Origin of the sequence: Clostridium sp. CM027 (assembly GCF_024730565.1) — a bacterium.
GTDB classification, from domain to species: domain Bacteria; phylum Bacillota; class Clostridia; order Clostridiales; family Clostridiaceae; genus Clostridium_AD; species Clostridium_AD estertheticum_B.
The window spans coordinates 955,453-972,766 of record NZ_CP077725.1; the positions used below are offsets into that span (position 1 = coordinate 955,453).

The 17,314-nt window shown below is 30.7% G+C and carries 20 protein-coding genes, 1 rRNA gene and 1 other annotated feature; of the genes, 10 read left to right on the forward strand and 11 right to left on the reverse strand.

Annotated elements, in window-relative coordinates; translation table 11 throughout:
* Positions 1-93: 93 nt before the first annotated feature.
* Positions 94-1,155 (reverse strand): sugar diacid recognition domain-containing protein, encoded by a 1,062-nt coding sequence (locus tag KTC92_RS04715; protein WP_216304295.1) that lies wholly within the window; start codon positions 1,153-1,155, stop codon positions 94-96.
* Between the two features lie 188 nt (positions 1,156-1,343).
* Between KTC92_RS04715 and KTC92_RS04720 the strand changes: the two genes are divergently transcribed.
* The 5 genes from KTC92_RS04720 (at position 1,344) to KTC92_RS04740 (ending at position 7,192) form a co-directional block, all read left to right on the forward strand.
* Positions 1,344-1,805: a DUF4342 domain-containing protein gene (locus tag KTC92_RS04720; protein WP_216304294.1), complete on the forward strand. Its 462-nt coding sequence runs from the start codon at positions 1,344-1,346 to the stop codon at positions 1,803-1,805.
* 151 nt (positions 1,806-1,956) lie between these two features.
* Entirely contained in the window at positions 1,957-2,640 is a 684-nt protein-coding gene (locus tag KTC92_RS04725; protein WP_216304293.1) for a response regulator transcription factor, read from the forward strand.
* 229 nt (positions 2,641-2,869) lie between these two features.
* Positions 2,870-4,114, forward strand: a complete 1,245-nt coding sequence (locus KTC92_RS04730; protein ID WP_253198289.1) for a HAMP domain-containing sensor histidine kinase — start codon at positions 2,870-2,872, stop codon at positions 4,112-4,114.
* A gap of 910 nt (positions 4,115-5,024) precedes the next feature.
* Positions 5,025-5,987 (forward strand): UV DNA damage repair endonuclease UvsE, encoded by a 963-nt coding sequence (uvsE, locus tag KTC92_RS04735; protein ID WP_216304291.1) that lies wholly within the window; start codon positions 5,025-5,027, stop codon positions 5,985-5,987.
* Between the two features lie 161 nt (positions 5,988-6,148).
* Positions 6,149-6,399 (forward strand) — a binding site (T-box leader).
* 280 nt (positions 6,400-6,679) lie between these two features.
* Entirely contained in the window at positions 6,680-7,192 is a 513-nt protein-coding gene (locus tag KTC92_RS04740; protein WP_216304290.1) for a tryptophan transporter, read from the forward strand.
* A 112-nt stretch (positions 7,193-7,304) separates the two neighbouring features.
* Here the strand turns inward: KTC92_RS04740 and KTC92_RS04745 are convergent, their stop codons facing one another.
* Positions 7,305-7,445, reverse strand: coding sequence for a hypothetical protein (locus KTC92_RS04745; RefSeq protein ID WP_216304289.1), 141 nt, complete (start codon positions 7,443-7,445; stop codon positions 7,305-7,307).
* Between the two features lie 196 nt (positions 7,446-7,641).
* Here KTC92_RS04745 and KTC92_RS04750 point away from each other — a divergent pair, with 196 nt between their 5' ends.
* A complete protein-coding gene (locus KTC92_RS04750) occupies positions 7,642-7,815 on the forward strand; it encodes a hypothetical protein (protein ID WP_253198291.1) in 174 nt (57 codons plus the stop codon).
* A complete protein-coding gene (locus KTC92_RS18620; protein WP_253198288.1) occupies positions 7,776-7,865 on the forward strand; it encodes a hypothetical protein in 90 nt (29 codons plus the stop codon). Before KTC92_RS04750 ends, KTC92_RS18620 begins: the two co-directional genes overlap by 40 nt.
* A gap of 322 nt (positions 7,866-8,187) precedes the next feature.
* Here the strand turns inward: KTC92_RS18620 and KTC92_RS04760 are convergent.
* Both KTC92_RS04760 and KTC92_RS04765 read right to left on the reverse strand, forming a co-directional pair.
* A 16S ribosomal RNA gene (locus KTC92_RS04760) occupies positions 8,188-9,705 on the reverse strand.
* Between the two features lie 413 nt (positions 9,706-10,118).
* On the reverse strand, positions 10,119-10,349 hold the full coding sequence (locus tag KTC92_RS04765; protein ID WP_165414326.1) for a glutaredoxin family protein: 231 nt from the start codon (positions 10,347-10,349) through the stop codon (positions 10,119-10,121).
* A 315-nt stretch (positions 10,350-10,664) separates the two neighbouring features.
* On the opposite strand from KTC92_RS04765, the gene hydE reads away from it, so the two are divergent.
* Positions 10,665-11,708, forward strand: a complete 1,044-nt coding sequence (gene hydE, locus KTC92_RS04770) for a [FeFe] hydrogenase H-cluster radical SAM maturase HydE (RefSeq protein WP_216304031.1) — start codon at positions 10,665-10,667, stop codon at positions 11,706-11,708.
* A 34-nt stretch (positions 11,709-11,742) separates the two neighbouring features.
* Here the strand turns inward: hydE and KTC92_RS04775 are convergent, their stop codons facing one another.
* The 7 genes from KTC92_RS04775 to KTC92_RS04805 form a co-directional block, all read right to left on the reverse strand.
* Complete coding sequence (locus KTC92_RS04775) at positions 11,743-11,877, reverse strand: hypothetical protein (protein WP_258280693.1); 135 nt, start codon at positions 11,875-11,877, stop codon at positions 11,743-11,745.
* Between the two features lie 197 nt (positions 11,878-12,074).
* Entirely contained in the window at positions 12,075-12,710 is a 636-nt protein-coding gene (locus tag KTC92_RS04780; RefSeq protein WP_216304032.1) for a flavodoxin family protein, read from the reverse strand.
* Positions 12,711-12,752: 42 nt separating this feature from the next.
* Positions 12,753-13,037 carry a putative quinol monooxygenase gene (locus KTC92_RS04785; RefSeq protein WP_216304033.1) on the reverse strand — a complete coding sequence of 95 codons (285 nt, stop codon included), beginning with the start codon at positions 13,035-13,037 and terminating at the stop codon, positions 12,753-12,755.
* Positions 13,038-13,171: 134 nt separating this feature from the next.
* Positions 13,172-13,555, reverse strand: coding sequence for an FMN-binding protein (locus KTC92_RS04790; protein ID WP_216304034.1), 384 nt, complete (start codon positions 13,553-13,555; stop codon positions 13,172-13,174).
* A 21-nt stretch (positions 13,556-13,576) separates the two neighbouring features.
* Positions 13,577-14,056, reverse strand: coding sequence for a flavodoxin domain-containing protein (locus KTC92_RS04795; protein WP_216304035.1), 480 nt, complete (start codon positions 14,054-14,056; stop codon positions 13,577-13,579).
* 14 nt (positions 14,057-14,070) lie between these two features.
* A complete protein-coding gene (locus tag KTC92_RS04800; RefSeq protein ID WP_216304036.1) occupies positions 14,071-14,685 on the reverse strand; it encodes a TetR/AcrR family transcriptional regulator in 615 nt (204 codons plus the stop codon).
* A gap of 252 nt (positions 14,686-14,937) precedes the next feature.
* The gene (locus KTC92_RS04805) at positions 14,938-15,720 is read right to left on the reverse strand and encodes an HAD family hydrolase (protein WP_216304037.1); all 783 of its coding nucleotides are present in this window, start codon (positions 15,718-15,720) and stop codon (positions 14,938-14,940) included.
* A 471-nt stretch (positions 15,721-16,191) separates the two neighbouring features.
* Here KTC92_RS04805 and KTC92_RS04810 point away from each other — a divergent pair, with 471 nt between their 5' ends.
* Together KTC92_RS04810 and KTC92_RS04815 are read left to right on the forward strand one after the other, a co-directional pair.
* Complete coding sequence (locus KTC92_RS04810; protein WP_216304038.1) at positions 16,192-16,932, forward strand: LytTR family DNA-binding domain-containing protein; 741 nt, start codon at positions 16,192-16,194, stop codon at positions 16,930-16,932.
* A gap of 97 nt (positions 16,933-17,029) precedes the next feature.
* On the forward strand, positions 17,030-17,269 hold the full coding sequence (locus KTC92_RS04815; RefSeq protein WP_216304039.1) for a hypothetical protein: 240 nt from the start codon (positions 17,030-17,032) through the stop codon (positions 17,267-17,269).
* The last annotated feature ends 45 nt before the right edge of the window (positions 17,270-17,314 follow it).

Below are 17,314 nucleotides of genomic sequence, written 5' to 3' on the forward strand. Positions count from 1 at the left end.
TTGTTCTCTTTTTTATATTGTAAACGAATTCAAAAAAATAAACATTAGGCATTTGTTTAATAATCGAACTATAATTTTTGTGCATATGAACAATTATAGTTTGGATAAGATATACGCAGTATATAATTGGAACAAGTCAATAAAGTTTTTTGGGTTTTTCCCAGTAACTTCTTCAACTTTATCTAACCTATAATTCAATGTATTTCTATGAATATGAAGTTCCTCAGAACTTTTATTTACTTGTCCATTCATATTTATATAAGTACTTAATGTCGATAGTAAGTTTAATTGATTCTCAGCTTCTAAATTCTCGATTATTTTTTTCATATCATTATTTCCTTTAAAACTTGATAACAATGAAATAAAGGCTATATCTTTGTATAAATAAATTTTTCTTTTGCTTTCAATTTTTTTCCCAATTCCAAGTGCCTTCGTTGCTTGCTTAAATGATGTACCGAAAATATTTTCACTATATCCTATTCCTATTTGAAAGCAACAGTCCTCTTCTTTGCATAAGAACCTTTCTAATCTCTTAGTAACAAAACTATCGTAATACATAAAAGTTACTATAGTAGATGGATTTAATTTCAAATAAAATTCATCATTCCTTAAAAAATTCATTAATTTACTCTTTACTTTCCCCATGTAGTCCTCTCTAAAAGTTAAAACCACAGCTACCCTTGGAATAGATACATCAATTCCCAAAGAATCTCCTCTTTCTTTAAAATCCTGACTATAGTCATTGTTTAGATAAATTAATTCATATAAAAACTCCTCTTTTAGCTGTTCATTAATTTTTCTTTGACATAAAACGTACTCCTGATTTACTAGAAGTTCCGCAGTTATTCTAACCAACTCAACAAAAGGGCGAACCTCCTTTGGTACACCTGTAATCCCTATAACGCCAATGATTTTGTCTTGAAAAATTATTGGCGTATTTACTCCTGGTTTTGTACATAATCCACCTTCTGAAATTGCAATCATCTTTTTATTAGATATAGCTTCCATAGCTCCCTCATGCAACTTATAAAGTCTATTTTTATCTCCACTTCCAATAATCATTCCCTTATCATTCATTATATTTACGTTATATGGTATTACATTCATCATTCTATCCACTATACTTTGTGCTTGTTGCTCTGTCAGCGTAATCATATGTTTATCACTCCATTCTTAAAATATATACTGATATTAATATTTTACACCAATTTTCAATGTTATTCTAAAATCAAGACCTAAAATTTAAATTTCTAATGTAATTTTAACGTTCTACTAATAAATCTTTAATCCTCCAATCTTATAATGAAAACATAGAAAACAAATAAAAACGAGGAGGAATTAAAATGTCAATAAATTTAGAACAAATTGATGAATTAAGAAAAAGAGCTAATGTAAGTTATGAGGATGCTAAAAACGCCTTAGAGCAAAGTGCCGGAGACCTTATTGAAGCTTTAGTATATCTTGAAAAGCAAAACAAAATTAAAGCGGAGGAGAATCCTTGCAGTGAAAGCATTTTTTTTAAAGAGGTAAAAAATCTTATTAAAAAAGCCAATGAAACAAAGCTAATAGTTAAAAAAGATGATGCTGTAGTATTAAATATCTGTGTAACACTAGCCATTATAATAACTATAGTAGCTTTCCCCCTAGTAATTGGAGCATTAATATTAGCCTTAGCAACTAATCATAAAATAAGAATTCAAAAGAAAAACAATGAAGATTCAGAAGCAAACAAGATTTTTGATAAGATGTCTGTTGCTGTTAATAAGGTGACTACAAAAATTACCGAAGAAATGAAAACTGAATAAGGCACACGAAAATAAAATACTAAAAACCTACACCTTATCAATGTAGGTTTTTTAAAAAATTTAAAATATGTAGTTAATTGTCTGTAATTATATATGAAATAATATATAATAAAGCTATTAATATAATATATTTTGGAGGTACAGTCTATATATGAGTGGGCAAAAGATTTTAATAATTGAGGATGAAATAAAAATAGCACGGTTTCTTGAGTTAGAATTAAAGTATGAGGGTTATATTGTTGAGCAATGTCATGACGGACGTGAGGGTTTAGATAAGGCCATTAATGATTTTTTTGATCTCGTAATCCTTGATGTTATGTTGCCTTCCTTAAATGGCCTTGAGGTATTAAGAAGACTTAGGCAAGTGTCCTCAGTTCCTATTATAATGCTTACTGCGAAAGATGAAATAATGGATAAAGTTATGGGCCTTGACATAGGTGCCGATGACTATATGACTAAGCCTTTCGCTATTGAAGAATTACTTGCAAGAATAAGAACAGCATTAAAAAAAACACTTGTATTCAATGAAAGCAGAAATATATTGTCTATTGGAGAATTGACCATAGACTTAGATCAACATGTGGTTACATTTAAGGATAACTCTATAGAACTAACTAAGACAGAATTTGATTTACTTAAGTACCTAATGGATAATAAAAATATTGTTCTTACAAGAAATAAAATCATAGATATTGTATGGGGATATGAATATATGGGTGATACTAATGTAGTAGATGTATATATTAGATATTTAAGAAGTAAAATAGATGATAAGTTTAACTTGAAGTTTATTCATACGGTGCGAGGGGTGGGATATGTTTTAAAAGATGAATAATTTAAAATCTATCCTTAAGCTCTTATTACAATCATTACGGTTAATTTTTAAGTTAATTAGAATAATCCTTTTGTTTATGCCAACATTATTGAAAAAATTATCTCGCATAATACATAAACTGCTAAGATTTTCAATTAGTTTTAAGATGACTGCAGTCTATACTCTCATTTTTTCTATTACACTGTTACTTTTAAGTGTTGGTTTAATTATAGGCTTTAGATTCTATCTATTGAATGAAGCTAAGGGTGAACTTACTAAATATAGTGCAGTAGCTATTAAATATGCTAAATTAAACAAAGACCCTCAGGACATTAATGTTGATATTTTTTCTAATATAAAATATGTAACCTTCAGTATTTTTGATGAAAAAGAAAGTCTTCTTTTAACTACTGAAAAGGATAAAAAAAATGTATATTTTAATAAAGATAGCTCACCTAACCCAGCTACAAATGAAACAAATCAACAACTTGTTTTTGTTACTACTAAGTTAGACCAGAACAATAAAATATTTTTCCTTCAACTTTCTAAAAATCTAGAAAATGAAAACAAATATTGGGATGTTTTTGCATTTATTATTTTCATAATAAATATATTCTCTTTAATTATTACATTAGGTATTGGCTCTAAAGCAAGTAAAAAAATGCTTCTGCCTATAAAAAGTATGACAGAAACCACAAAATCTATTTCAATTAATGCCTTGGAAAAGAGGCTAAACGTTAGCAATTCTCACGATGAGTTAAAACAGCTAGCCGAAAACTTTAATGAAATGTTGGATCGCATTCAAATTTCCTATGAAATGCAAAATCAATTTGTATCAGACGCCTCCCATGAACTCAGAACTCCCATAGCCGTTATAAAAGGCTATGCAAATATGTTGTCCCGTTGGGGAAAAGATGACAAAGCGGTACTCGACGAATCTATAATCGCTATTAAAAGCGAGTCTGAAAATATGCAGCAATTAGTAGAAAAACTTCTCTTCCTTGCAAGAAGTGACAAAAATACTCAAAGACTTTCCAAACAAGAATTTTATTTCGATCAATTAGTATTTGAAATCGTAAAAGAAACAAAACTAATTGATGGCCATCATGAAATTACAACTGATATTAATGAAACTGTAATTATTTATGCAGATAAAAAATTATTAAAACAAGCATTACGAATTTTCATTGATAATAGCATAAAGTATACTCAAAGTGGTGGAAGTATTAAGTTAAATAGCTATATTAGAAAAAATAATTTAGTAATTGAAATTATAGATACGGGAATAGGTATTTTTAAAGAAGATCTCCCCTATATTTTTAATAGATTTTATAGATGTGATAAATCAAGAGCAAAAGAAAGTGGCGGAACAGGCCTTGGCTTATCTATTGCGAAATGGATTATTGGTGAACATAACGGCTCCATTATAGTAGAAAGCAAACCTAAAATGGGGACAACTATAAGGATCGGACTTCCAATAAAGAATAAATTATAACATAAAAAAGAGATGATAATTACTACAATTAATTGTATAATTCAAAAAGCAGTAGTTCACTTTCATGTACTGCTGCTTTTTTTGTATATTAGTTGTAATAAACTCCTCAAGATTGGCTTTTAAAGTTTATCTGATTAATTAATTTTTTTTAATGAGTTAACTCTTCAATTCATCACTAAATCTTCAGATCTTACTTATAAATGTTTGGGTTCTTGTTTGCATGTTAATTATATCACAATTTTATGATAGTTGTAAATAGTTTTTATGATTTTTTTACCATTCTATTATGCTTTAGTATCAATTAGTCTCCTACAATACTTTAAAATTCTCTGAAAACGATTATATATATGGGTTTTATTCTAAATAACATCAAATTTTTTTCATCATTATTAATTTATGCCAAAATGAAAGTATGTTATCTTTTAAACAAAGTGTTATCTTTTTTCATTTAGCTTAGTGTTTTATATGCTTTTTATAAAAAACCATAATTTTAAAATTTCATAAAATAAATTCTCTTACATTTGTGTTTTTATCTTTTTTATAATGAAATTCTCTAAAATATACAAATATTTATTAAATCATAGTTTATATTGTTTTACATACACTATGATTATGTGATATGATTAAATTTGAGTTTATTATTAAATCTATTCAGATATTATATTTATTTAATAAGATGTTTTTAAGGAACGTTTAAATATTGTTTATAACTTTTGAAATATGGGATTTATCTCATTAGCAAATTTTTAAACCTTTACTTAATACGTTTTTACAATAGTAAATTATCTTCGCTATTGTACTTTTATTGCTATAAAATTATGCTTATTAAAATATATTAAAAAATATCGGTTAGTAGAGATGTTTTAATTTATATTCAAATTTATAACTATATTATATGAGGAGTGATATTATGCAAATAAGATTAGGCTACGTGGCTACTGCCTTAAAGTCAGCAAAGATAACTTCTGCTAGCACAGTAACTTTTTCTACATATACCAAACAATCGACGGCTAGAGATAAGCTTGAAAAGCTACAAAAGGTAGCTGTATCAAACGTTAATGATTTGCATAAAATTCTAGAATACGTTGTAAAAAACAATGTCCATTTTTATAGAATAACTTCTGCTTTAATCCCTTTAGCAACTCATCCTGAAGTTACAGATTGGGAATTTAGAAGAATTTTAAAAATGGATTTTGAATGGCTTGGAAATTTTATTAACAACAACAATTTAAGAGTAGATACTCATCCTGATGAATCTAATGTCATAAATAGTTCTAAGGAAGAAGTAATAAAAGCTACTGCAAAAAATCTACAATTCCACGCCAATCTTTTTAAGGATATTAACTATCCCTTAGGAAAAATGGTATTACACATTGGTGGTAAAGAAGGCGGAAAGCTCGCTGCTACAGAAAGATTCTTTAAGAATTTCAATAACTTACCAAAGGAAATAACTGAGTTATTAGTATTTGAAAATGATGATAAAAGCTTTACTACTAAAGAAGTATTAAACATATGCAAAGAAATAAATGTGCCTATGGTACTAGATGTACATCATCATAACTGCAACAACGGTGGTGATGAACTAGAACCTATGTTGAAAGATATATTTTCTACTTGGGAAGGTGAGCCTTTAGCACCAAAAGTACATTTTTCAAGCCCAAAAACTAGTGAAAAAGATAAAAAGCATGCTGATAACATTGATGCAGCATCATTCATCGAGTTTATTGAAAAATGTATTCCTTTAGGAATAGACTTAGATATACTATTAGAGGCAAAACAAGCAGATTTGGCTTTCAATCAACTTTTAGAGGATGTAAGAGTTTTTAAACCTGAGTGGACTTGGCTTGATAATAGTACTTTAGAATTTCAATAAAACAGATTTATAAAAGAGAAGATTTCAACAATAGAAATATTGTTGAAGTCTTCTCTTTATGTAAAATCATTTACATATCTTAGTCGTTTCTTATCAAATGTAAATAATTCTTAATGAAAAAATTGTTTACATTTAATAATTTTAATGCTATTATTATAATAATAAATTCGTTGAACAGGAATAGTAGTTAAAGTCATGCAAATTCAGAGAGCTGAGGATAGTGTAATCTCAGTATTGATAACTTTAGTGAATGGACCTGCTAGAAGTAACCCGAAATCAAATTTTGAGAGTAGTAGTTACCGGACGCCCACTGTTAAAAGGGCTAGAGCATTTCAGTGCTCGAATTATAAGATATGTTTAGTTTTTTTGTAGCATAATTTAGGTGGTACAGCGAATATCCTTCGCCCTAATACAGGGCGAAGGTTTTTTTTATTTTAAATAATAAAGTAAAGGTGGTGGTTAATTTGATGTTCTGAAAGATATTTGCTTTTAAAATAATAATAAACCATTTAACGACATTTCAGAAGGAAAGTATCCCACTCCTATGAGTGGGCGTTCTATACTATAACAAAAATAAAACTGTATAGGGAGTATAAATCTCGTTCTGAAGTCTTCAATTCATCTTCTTCGAAGCTGTGCAACACCGTAGGTGATGATTTAACTCTAAATTATTTTGAAAAGGAGCTTTTTTTATGAAAACAAATAAACTAATAATAACGTCTCTATTACTTGCAATCGGTCTTATATTGCATCAAATTGTTCCAGGTATCTTTTTAGGAATGAAACCAGATTTTTTATTAGTATTTATGATTTTGTCCCTAACATTAACTAAAGATCTTAAGATAACCATTATTACAGGAATAGTAGCAGGTATTTTAGGTGCCTTATCTACGACTTTTCCAGGCGGCCAACTTCCTAACATTATAGATAAGGTTATAACTTCAATACTTATATACGGGTTATATAAGTATCTCAATCCTAATTCTCCTCTTAAATTAGGGTGCATTTATTTTCTTGGAACTATAATAAGTGGAAGTATTTTTCTTGGTTCAGCTCTTATTCTATTTGCTTTACCTGCACCTTTTTTAATCCTCTTCGTATCCATAGTGCTTCCTACTTCAGTGATTAATTCTTTTATCGGGTTTTCCCTACATAAACTTATTATAAGTAACCCAGCAATTAAGAATTTATTTATAAACTATTAAAAATTAAAGAATCAAGCTCTAAGATCTTGATTCTTTAATCTAAAATATATATTGTTTTATTTTACCTAATAACTTATTTTCCATTTTATTGAAACTTTAAAGATATTATGACTTATTTTTGTTTTGGATAGTATCCTTTAAAAGCATCTTCATAATCCTCTGGTTTATGGAATTCTTGAACTTCACTCGTAAAAGTTTTTTTATCCTCACTTTGCTTTTCTTTTCTCACTTCTCTATTCTTATCGTTACCCAAAATAACATCTCCTTTTGCTTATTTTGATATCTAAACATTTATTGTATTTTCTAACTATTCTACATATAGTATTTACAAAAATACATTAATTATATGTTTTTAAGTAAAATTTTTTAAATTAGTATTAGTGCAAATGATAAATGGAACGATACTATTTACCCTAGGGACGCACTTACAATTTCAAGCATCCCATCAAGTGGACAAGTTAGCACCACAAGGCACTCTACAAAGCATTACGAAGAGCACACCTGGAGCTGTAGCCGTAAATAGGGTTCAAAGTTCACAGCAGCATCTGAAGCTTCAAAAGGAACAGACCCAACTAAAGGAGCCTTGTATTTTTATGATAGTACTGCAACAAATGAGTGGTTAACTTCAAAGACAGTAGCTACTTCCGTAGGCAATTTAACCCTTGATTACTAATGAATCTATTTTGAGTATTTATTAAACATAAAAAAGCAAACTTCCACTATCTTGTGAAAGTTTGCTTTTTTATGTTTTTTTCATATAAGTGTTAAAGTTATACTTCGCGTACTCATTACATATTATTAACCTAATCAAAAAAATGTAATGAGCAACTATAAACACCAAATAGCGCTTTTATAATTGTTCATTACATTTTTAGACTATTAGTCTCTCAAAATTAAACAGAGAATTAGGTACGATTAATTACAATAGATATTTTTGAAGAACAAATTAACATTCTTCTATTGCATCGACCGAAATCAATACATCTACTCCCTAGAAAGGAGGTGATCCAGCCGCAGGTTCTCCTACGGCTACCTTGTTACGACTTCACCCCAATCATCAATCCCACCTTCGGCCGCTGGCTCCTTACGGTTACCTCACGGACTTCGGGTGTTACCAACTCTCATGGTGTGACGGGCGGTGTGTACAAGGCCCGGGAACGTATTCACCGCGACATGCTGATTCGCGATTACTAGCAACTCCGGCTTCATGTAGGCGAGTTGCAGCCTACAATCCGAACTGGGATGAGTTTTTGAGTTTGGCTCCACCTTGCGGTCTTGCATCTCTTTGTACTCACCATTGTAGCACGTGTGTAGCCCTAGACATAAGGGGCATGATGATTTGACGTCATCCCCACCTTCCTCCCGGTTAACCCGGGCAGTCTCACTAGAGTGCTCAACTTAATGGTAGCAACTAATGATAAGGGTTGCGCTCGTTGCGGGACTTAACCCAACATCTCACGACACGAGCTGACGACAACCATGCACCACCTGTCACCCTGTCCCGAAGGACTTCGCCCATCTCTGGGTTATGCAGGGGATGTCAAGTCTAGGTAAGGTTCTTCGCGTTGCTTCGAATTAAACCACATGCTCCGCTGCTTGTGCGGGCCCCCGTCAATTCCTTTGAGTTTTAATCTTGCGATCGTACTCCCCAGGCGGAATACTTAATGTGTTAACGGCGGCACCGAGGTTCGACCCCCGACACCTAGTATTCATCGTTTACGGCGTGGACTACCAGGGTATCTAATCCTGTTTGCTCCCCACGCTTTCATGCCTCAGCGTCAGTTACAGTCCAGTAAGTCGCCTTCGCCACTGGTGTTCTTCCTAATCTCTACGCATTTCACCGCTACACTAGGAATTCCACTTACCTCTCCTGCACTCTAGACACCCAGTTTCAAATGCAGCACCCAAGTTAAGCTCGGGTATTTCACATCTGACTTAAATGTCCGCCTACGCATCCTTTACGCCCAGTAAATCCGGACAACGCTTGCCACCTACGTATTACCGCGGCTGCTGGCACGTAGTTAGCCGTGGCTTCCTCCTCTGGTACCGTCATTATCGTCCCAGAAGACAGAACTTTACAACCCGAAGGCCTTCATCATTCACGCGGCGTTGCTGCGTCAGGGTTTCCCCCATTGCGCAATATTCCCCACTGCTGCCTCCCGTAGGAGTCTGGACCGTGTCTCAGTTCCAATGTGGCCGATCACCCTCTCAGGTCGGCTACGCATCGTCGCCTTGGTGAGCCGTTACCTCACCAACTAGCTAATGCGCCGCGGGTCCATCTCAAAGTGGAATTTTCCGAAGAAAAATCCTTTGATGTTTCGATCATGCGACCAAAACATATTATGCGGTATTAATCTCCCTTTCGGGAGGCTATTCCCCTCTTTGAGGCAGGTTACCCACGTGTTACTCACCCGTCCGCCGCTAATCCACCCCGAAAGGTTTCATCGCTCGACTTGCATGTGTTAGGCACGCCGCCAGCGTTCGTCCTGAGCCAGGATCAAACTCTCAATTTAAAAGTTTACACTTTTTTAGTTGAAATGATTAATCTGCGACAACTGTTAAGTTGTTACGCAAGCTCATTACATACTTTTAGTCTTACGACTAAATTTTACTTTATACTAAAGTAATTAACTGGTTTAACGAAATATTATTTCGCTATCTTTACCTATTTCTCTGTTTAATTTTCAAAGACCAATTTACGTTATACATTCGTCAACAAGTGACTACATTTACTATTCTATCAGTTAAAATTGTACATGTCAACACTTTTATTTGTTTTTAGATGTTTAGCAACATTTTATAAGTAAATCCCATACTTTTATAAGTGAAATAATAACAATTGATAATTGTCATCTCCCCTAGAAGTAATTGCTACAAAAAAAGAAGCCTATCAGCTTCTTTTTGTAACATATATATTTTATTACTTTTATAGGCCTAGTTTAGCAACTACTTTTTCCTTATCAAACCCAACCATTTCTTCTCCATTTATATCTATTACCGGTACAGACCTATAGCCTTTTTTTATAAGCGCTTTTTTTGCTTCTAAATTTTCAGAAATATTATGCTCTATATATACAATATTATTTTCTTCGAAAAACTCCTTAGCCATATGACAAAATCCACAAGCATTGCTTGTATAAATCTCAACTTTATTCATAAATAACCTCTCCTTTATTCTTGTTTTTTAACTTAAATTGCATATAATTAAACTTATTTTTATAGTAGCACCTTTCTTTTCTTAAGTCAATAATATTAGATGCTGTTTTTTTACAATAACTACTAAATCGTATTAATAATAATTCTTATTTAACTAGTATGGTCTAAATTTATTAATATGTTTTCTTCTTTTATATTTACATATATTATTTATAATATTATGATAGTCTTAACACTATATGTTAGTGACAAAATAATTTATAATTATTTTATATTCTAGATAACTACAATAATAAATATAAGGAGATAACCGATAATGATGAAATTATTAGAAATAATAAACATGGCAAAAACAGAGCATAAATTGTGTAAAGAAGAAATCATTGCTCTTTTGAGTTGCAATGATATAGACCAAGAACTATTTAATGCAGCTGATGAAGTTCGAAAAAAATATTTAGGGGATGAAGTTCATCTTAGAGGACTTATTGAATTTACGAATATATGCAAAAGAAATTGTCATTACTGCGGACTAAGACGAGATAATAAAAATTTAGTTAGATACAGATTAACGCAGGAACAAATTTTAGACTTTGCCACTAAAGCTAAGTCATTTGGCTATAAAACTATAGTACTTCAAGGTGGTGAAGATGATTATTACACAAGAGATAGAATTATCAGAATAATAAAGGGAATAAAGGCTTTAGATTTAGCTCTAACTTTAAGTATAGGTGAAAAAACTTATGATGAATATAAAGCTTTTAGAGACGCTGGTGCTGATAGGTATCTTTTAAGAATTGAGACAACGGATAAAAACCTATATGAAGATATAGACCCAGGCATGAGCCACGAAAACAGACTGAATTGCTTAACGATATTAAAAGAATTAGGCTATGAAGTTGGAACTGGTGTTATGGTTGGTCTCCCAAACCAAACTATAGAGTCCTATGCGAATGATATATTATTTTTCAAAGAAATAAATGCTGACATGCTAGGCATAGGTCCTTTTATTCCAAATGAAGACACCCCACTTGCAACTGCCAAGGGTAAGGAGCTAACTATGGCCCTTAAAGTTATGGCTATAACACGTTTGCTCCTACCAGACATTAACATACCTGCGACAACTGCTATGGAGTCCTTAAACAAAAATGGAAGACTAATGGCTCTGCAAAGCGGCGCCAATGTAGTTATGCCTAATGTTACAGAAGGCGAATACAGAAAGCATTATGCACTGTACCCAGGTAAAATATGTACTGGGGATACTCCCGCTCATTGTCGTGGATGCATAACCGGTAAGGTTAATAGTATTGGAAGAACGATTTCAACTAATTATGGTTTTAGAGGAGATCAACCTACTAAGTAATTTTACAATGCAAAAGAGCCCTAAGGCCCTTTTTTTAACGAAATGTTTTTTTAGCTTCTTTTATTGGTTTATTATTGACTGGTTCGCCTTCTGCATCCACAATTCCAGGCTTATTATGTTTTTTATTTAAATCATGCTGTATATTCATTTTTGTAGCTTTATTTGGCATTAAAAACTCCCCTTTCTAAGATTATATTATCCTAGAAAGGTAGTTTTTATTCTATACTTTTGATTTTTAAAACTTCAATATATTAAAACAACTTCAAAATTAGTAAATGGAGTAATAGATCTAATTCTGTAAACAAAATGGAAAAGAACTGCTCAATTTAAATTAAGCAGTTCTTTTCCATCTTATAGAACACTCTATTAGCGAATAAAGTTCATGAATATTTTTTCTTCTCTTTCTGGCGCTTTAATATTTTCTTTTCCATTTTCAACTAATTTCATAAGCCATGCCATATTCTTCCCAAGCACTCTCATAATTTGCACCCCTTCTTCATCTTGTAATGCCTCACCGGGGCTTGTACCGTGAATAACATTCCAATAATTCGAAGTTGGCATTAACATTTCCGAATAATTAATATAATTGTTTATCTGATTAAAAGTTGGAATTCCACCAGAACGCCTTACAGCAATAACGGAAACACCAACTTTATGTCTTAGCATTCCCTCATTATTACCCGCAACATAGAAAGCTCTATCTAGAAATGATTTCATAGTTCCTCCAATTGATGCGTAGTGTACAGGAGATCCTAAAATTATTCCATCTGCTCCATTCATTTTTTGAATCCACTCGTTAACATCATCACCTGGAAGCACACATTTTTCATTTTTATTTTTTGCACATTGATTACAAGCAGTACATCCCCTAATTGACTTGCCACCTACATGAATGATTTCCGTTTCTATTCCTTCTTTTTCAAGTTCATTTGCAACCATTTTTATTGCATGATAAGTATTTCCTTCTTTATTGGGACTACCATTAATAGCTACAACTTTCATTTATTCTACCTCCTAATTTTATTCTCCGAATAAAATATTTTGTTATATCAATTTATATAAATTAACCTCTGACTGACTTTCTTGTAAATCTTCAAATTGGGGAACAATGCTAGTGAAATGTTCTGAGATGTTATGACTCTTAATTACATCTTCATTTTCCCACTCTTCTATAAATGTTAATACATTACATTTGTTAGCGTCTTGATATAAATTGTACGATATATTTCCTTTTTCTTTTCTGCTTTCTTTTATAAGTTTTTCTGCTAAACGCTTGAATTCTTCTACTTTGGCTTGTTTAATTGAATTTTTTGCGACTATAGTAATCATTAAATTTTCACACTCCTTAGTATTATATTAAATACATTTCTACTTGAAAGTATACGCCATTAAAAAACATAGAACAAGTACACATTTTTTTGTAATATAACTTACCAAAAGGTATGAAATGTTGCATTGTTTTTTTACTTTAATGAATTTTCAATAGCCTTTAAATATGCTTTGGAAGTTACTGTTGCCCCTGAAATAACATCTACATTAGTATTTTGTTTTTCTAGAACCTTACTTAGCAGGGCTTTTGTAACCTCTGGTTTTGAGAAAAAAACATCCTTTACCACATCTATTTTAATAATTTTATGTTCTTTAATTATTATATTCATCTCATTAGACCATCTTCCAGCATTATATTTCCCATTGTACATTCCATCACTTAATGATGACAAATTCACATCATTAACGACTAGATTGATACCCGATTCGAGCCCACGAGTAACAAAAAGCACTCCGACTATAGCAATTAAAAATAGGAGAATGGATATAGATACTGTAACTTTTAAAATTTTCTTCATTTAATCCCACCCTCCCTCAACTTAACCATTGTTTATTACCTGTGCAAATTTATTAATATTTTCCTTTGAAAGCGTTGATGTATCCTTATTAGTTTTACTAATCTTCTTAATAATAAATCTTTCAAGGACATTCATTTTTTTAAATATGAACTCTCCTCCGAAGTATTGTGTTGCAATTGCATCTGTTAACAATTCTTCGGGAAAAGATGTGTGTATCTGTTTTTCTGCCATCTCATTTTCACTCATACAACAAATAAAAAATCCAAGTTTCTTCTTTTTTAATGCACTAATATTTTTTAAACAAAACGAATTTACCTCCTTTTGAATTCTCCCCATGTAGATTGATCCGCCGATAATAATGTTATCAAACAAAATCATTTCCGGCATACTTTCCTTTTTTATATCTACAATTTTCACTTCACCATGTAGCTTACCTTTTAAAATATTGCTACATTTTTCTGTGCAACCATGCTTAGATGCATAAATAATAACTGTTTTCATACTTGCCCCCCCCTTTATTTTAATAATCCATTAATAAGAATTTCAAAATGATGATTTATAAGTCTCTCTTTTTGTTGCTTAGTAATATTTTTTTCTAATATTAATCTAGAAACAAGCCCATGAGTAGATGTCCATATTATTTGTGCAGTAAGCTCAATATCCATTTTTCTGAAAATGTTTTTTCTGATCGCCAACTCTACTAACTTACAAAGCCCTTGTATACTTTTTCTTTCCTTTGAAATACCCTCCTGCAGCATATTTACCTTTTCTTGTATAGTTTCAATATCATTCATTAAAACAACCCTAAATTGCTGTGGATTTTCTAGCATAAGTTCAATATAAGACCTCATCCCATTTACTATTGTCTTATCTGGGTTTTCAGTATCTATAGGAATCTCACTTATAATTTTTAATATGTTTCCATACCCTTCCGCTACAACAAAAGACACTATTTCAGCCTTATCCTTAAAATAGTGATAAATAATACCTGGAGAATACTCAATCCTACTAGCAATCTTACGAATAGATAAATTTTCATAGCCTTCTTCCACTAATATATCATTTGTGGCATCTATTATTTTTTTTCTTATGATCTCTTTTTCGAATTGTCTTCTTTCTGTTATTCCCATAATCCCTCCAATAGTTAATGTTTTATTAATCACTGTAATTATATTAAACATCGTTTAATGTAATTTTACCATTGTCTTGATTATAAGTAAATAGATTGAAACATATAATTTTTGCGTAATGACGATCCAAAGAGATTTCTAGAACTTCAACGAATAACTTACAGAGTCAGCCAAAAATAGCCTCTCCCATTATTAGGAAAGGCTATGCTTTGTTTTAAACTCATTAACTAATTGTATAAAAAGCATTTATTTCTACAAAGAAGCTATTACATTATAAACGCCATCTTCATTATTGCTTCCTGCAATAAAGTTAGCATGTTTTTTCACATCTTCTGGAGCATTCTTCATTGCATAACTATAATGTGCTGCTTTAAACATAGTCAAATCATTATAATAATCCCCAAAAACCATTGTGTTCTTTTGATTTATTTTAAATTTTTCTTGAATCATATTTATAGCCTTTCCTTTGCTTATACCTTTGTTCATTATATCTATCCACTTGTCGCCGGATACAACAAATTCAAGCTTATCACTCAAATTCCCCTTTATATAATCCACTATAGATGGTTTAACTCCATCAGTCATATAATAAGTAATCTTATATATTGGATTTTTTATTTCGCTAAAAGATTTTAATATTACCACAGGCACCTCAAAAGATGTAAAGTTATTCAACATATCTTCTGATGGATTTACTATATATGCCTCATTTTCTCCAGCTAAAAATAATTCCTCTCCTAGCTTTGGATTTAAATTCACCACAGAGTCTATTTCTTCTCTATCAATACTGCTTGAATACAACGTCTTACCCTTATTATTATACTTAACAAGGGCTCCATTATGAGCAATAAATATCATATCTGTATTGACCTTTTCAAAATTTTTGCTTAGTTGAGAGTAAAATCTGCCACTTGCTGCTGCAAATTTTATATCCTTTTCATTAAACATATGTATTAAATCAAATATTTTTTCATTTATATTTCCATTGTCATTTAATAAGGTACCATCCATATCTGTTGCGATGAGTTTTACCATAAGTATTTTCTCCTTTGTTTACCAGAGCATTCACGAAAACTCCTTAGAGCCTGTGATTTGAATGGAATAAACATACCCTCTACCATGATATATTTTACTCACATGTTATTACTCCGTTTTTTTATTTATATATTTATAATAACATATGTTTATAAATAAAATAATCATGTATAACGATTTATCTATATTTTTTTCGACATATGCGTCCGCCACTAACTCATGACTGAAGTCACGAGAGTGCGTGGCGAGTCGGATGTTAAGAACATTTTTAGTACAACTTAAAATATTACATAATTTACTTATTGTTGAATAATTATTTTAATTTTATATAAAAGATAATGGAATATGATCTTCTCGAACGAAGGAGAGATATGCTTATGATAATATCTTGACCAATAGGACTGCATAATTCGGATTATTATGTTACAATATGTAATAATCAGTGTTGAAATAACTTTAGGAGGGTATACAATGCTTGGTATCATAATTTGTGAAGATAATGAACATCAAAAAAAACAAATTGAAAACATTATAAAAGATGAATTAATAAATTTGAAAATTGATTTAGAAATAGAATTATCAACAAGAAAATATGAAGAAGTCATTGCTTATGTAAAAAGCAATAAAGAGAGAATCTTTATTTATTTTCTTGATGTAGACCTAAAAGATCAAATATCAGGAATAGAACTTGCTAAGATTATAAGAAAGTATGATTCAAAAGGATATATTGTTTTTATTACAGCACATTCTGAGATGTCTCTTTTAACTTTCAAATATAAAGTACAAGCTTTAGATTATATTTTAAAAGGTGATATTAAAAGTATTAAGAATAAAATTAATGAGTGTATTTTAGAATCATGTAATGATTACAACAAAAATAATACTAAAGAAAAAGTAACTATAGCGATAAATTTAGGAAATAGAATAACTAATTTCTCTTTATGCGACATGTTATTTTTTGAAACAACAACTATAACTCATAAATTGAGGCTCCATACAAATAATGGACAATTTGAGTTTTATGGAAAATTGAAAGATTTTGAGGTTGAATTAAACTCATGTTTTTATAAAGCTCATAAATCATATTTGGTAAACATAACTAACATAAACTCAATTGATAAACAAAATCGTATTATATATTTTGTAAATGATGAAACTTGTTTTGTTTCTGCAATGTATCTAAAGGGACTGATAAAAAAATGCTTAGCTTAGTTTTAAATATAAGTACTATAATTTCTACTATTGTAATGGTACTCTATTTATATCCAATTTTTTTATAAGTCATTTAAATATCTTCATAAAATTATTCATGATAAATCTATTTATTGTATTAAATTCTTTAGTTTTAATAATTATACTTACAGAATTAAATAATGAAAATGTAAAAAGAAATTTTGAACAAGAATGCAGAAACGAAGAATTGTCTAAACTTATGGAATACACAAATATGTTAGAATATGTTTCAAAAGACTACGAATCTTTAAACATGATTATAAATATTTTAAATTATTCACTTTATTCCTTTAATAAACAAATTGAATATATATAAATAAGGAGTTTAGTTGGTTAACCAGGGTACATCATAAATTTTCAT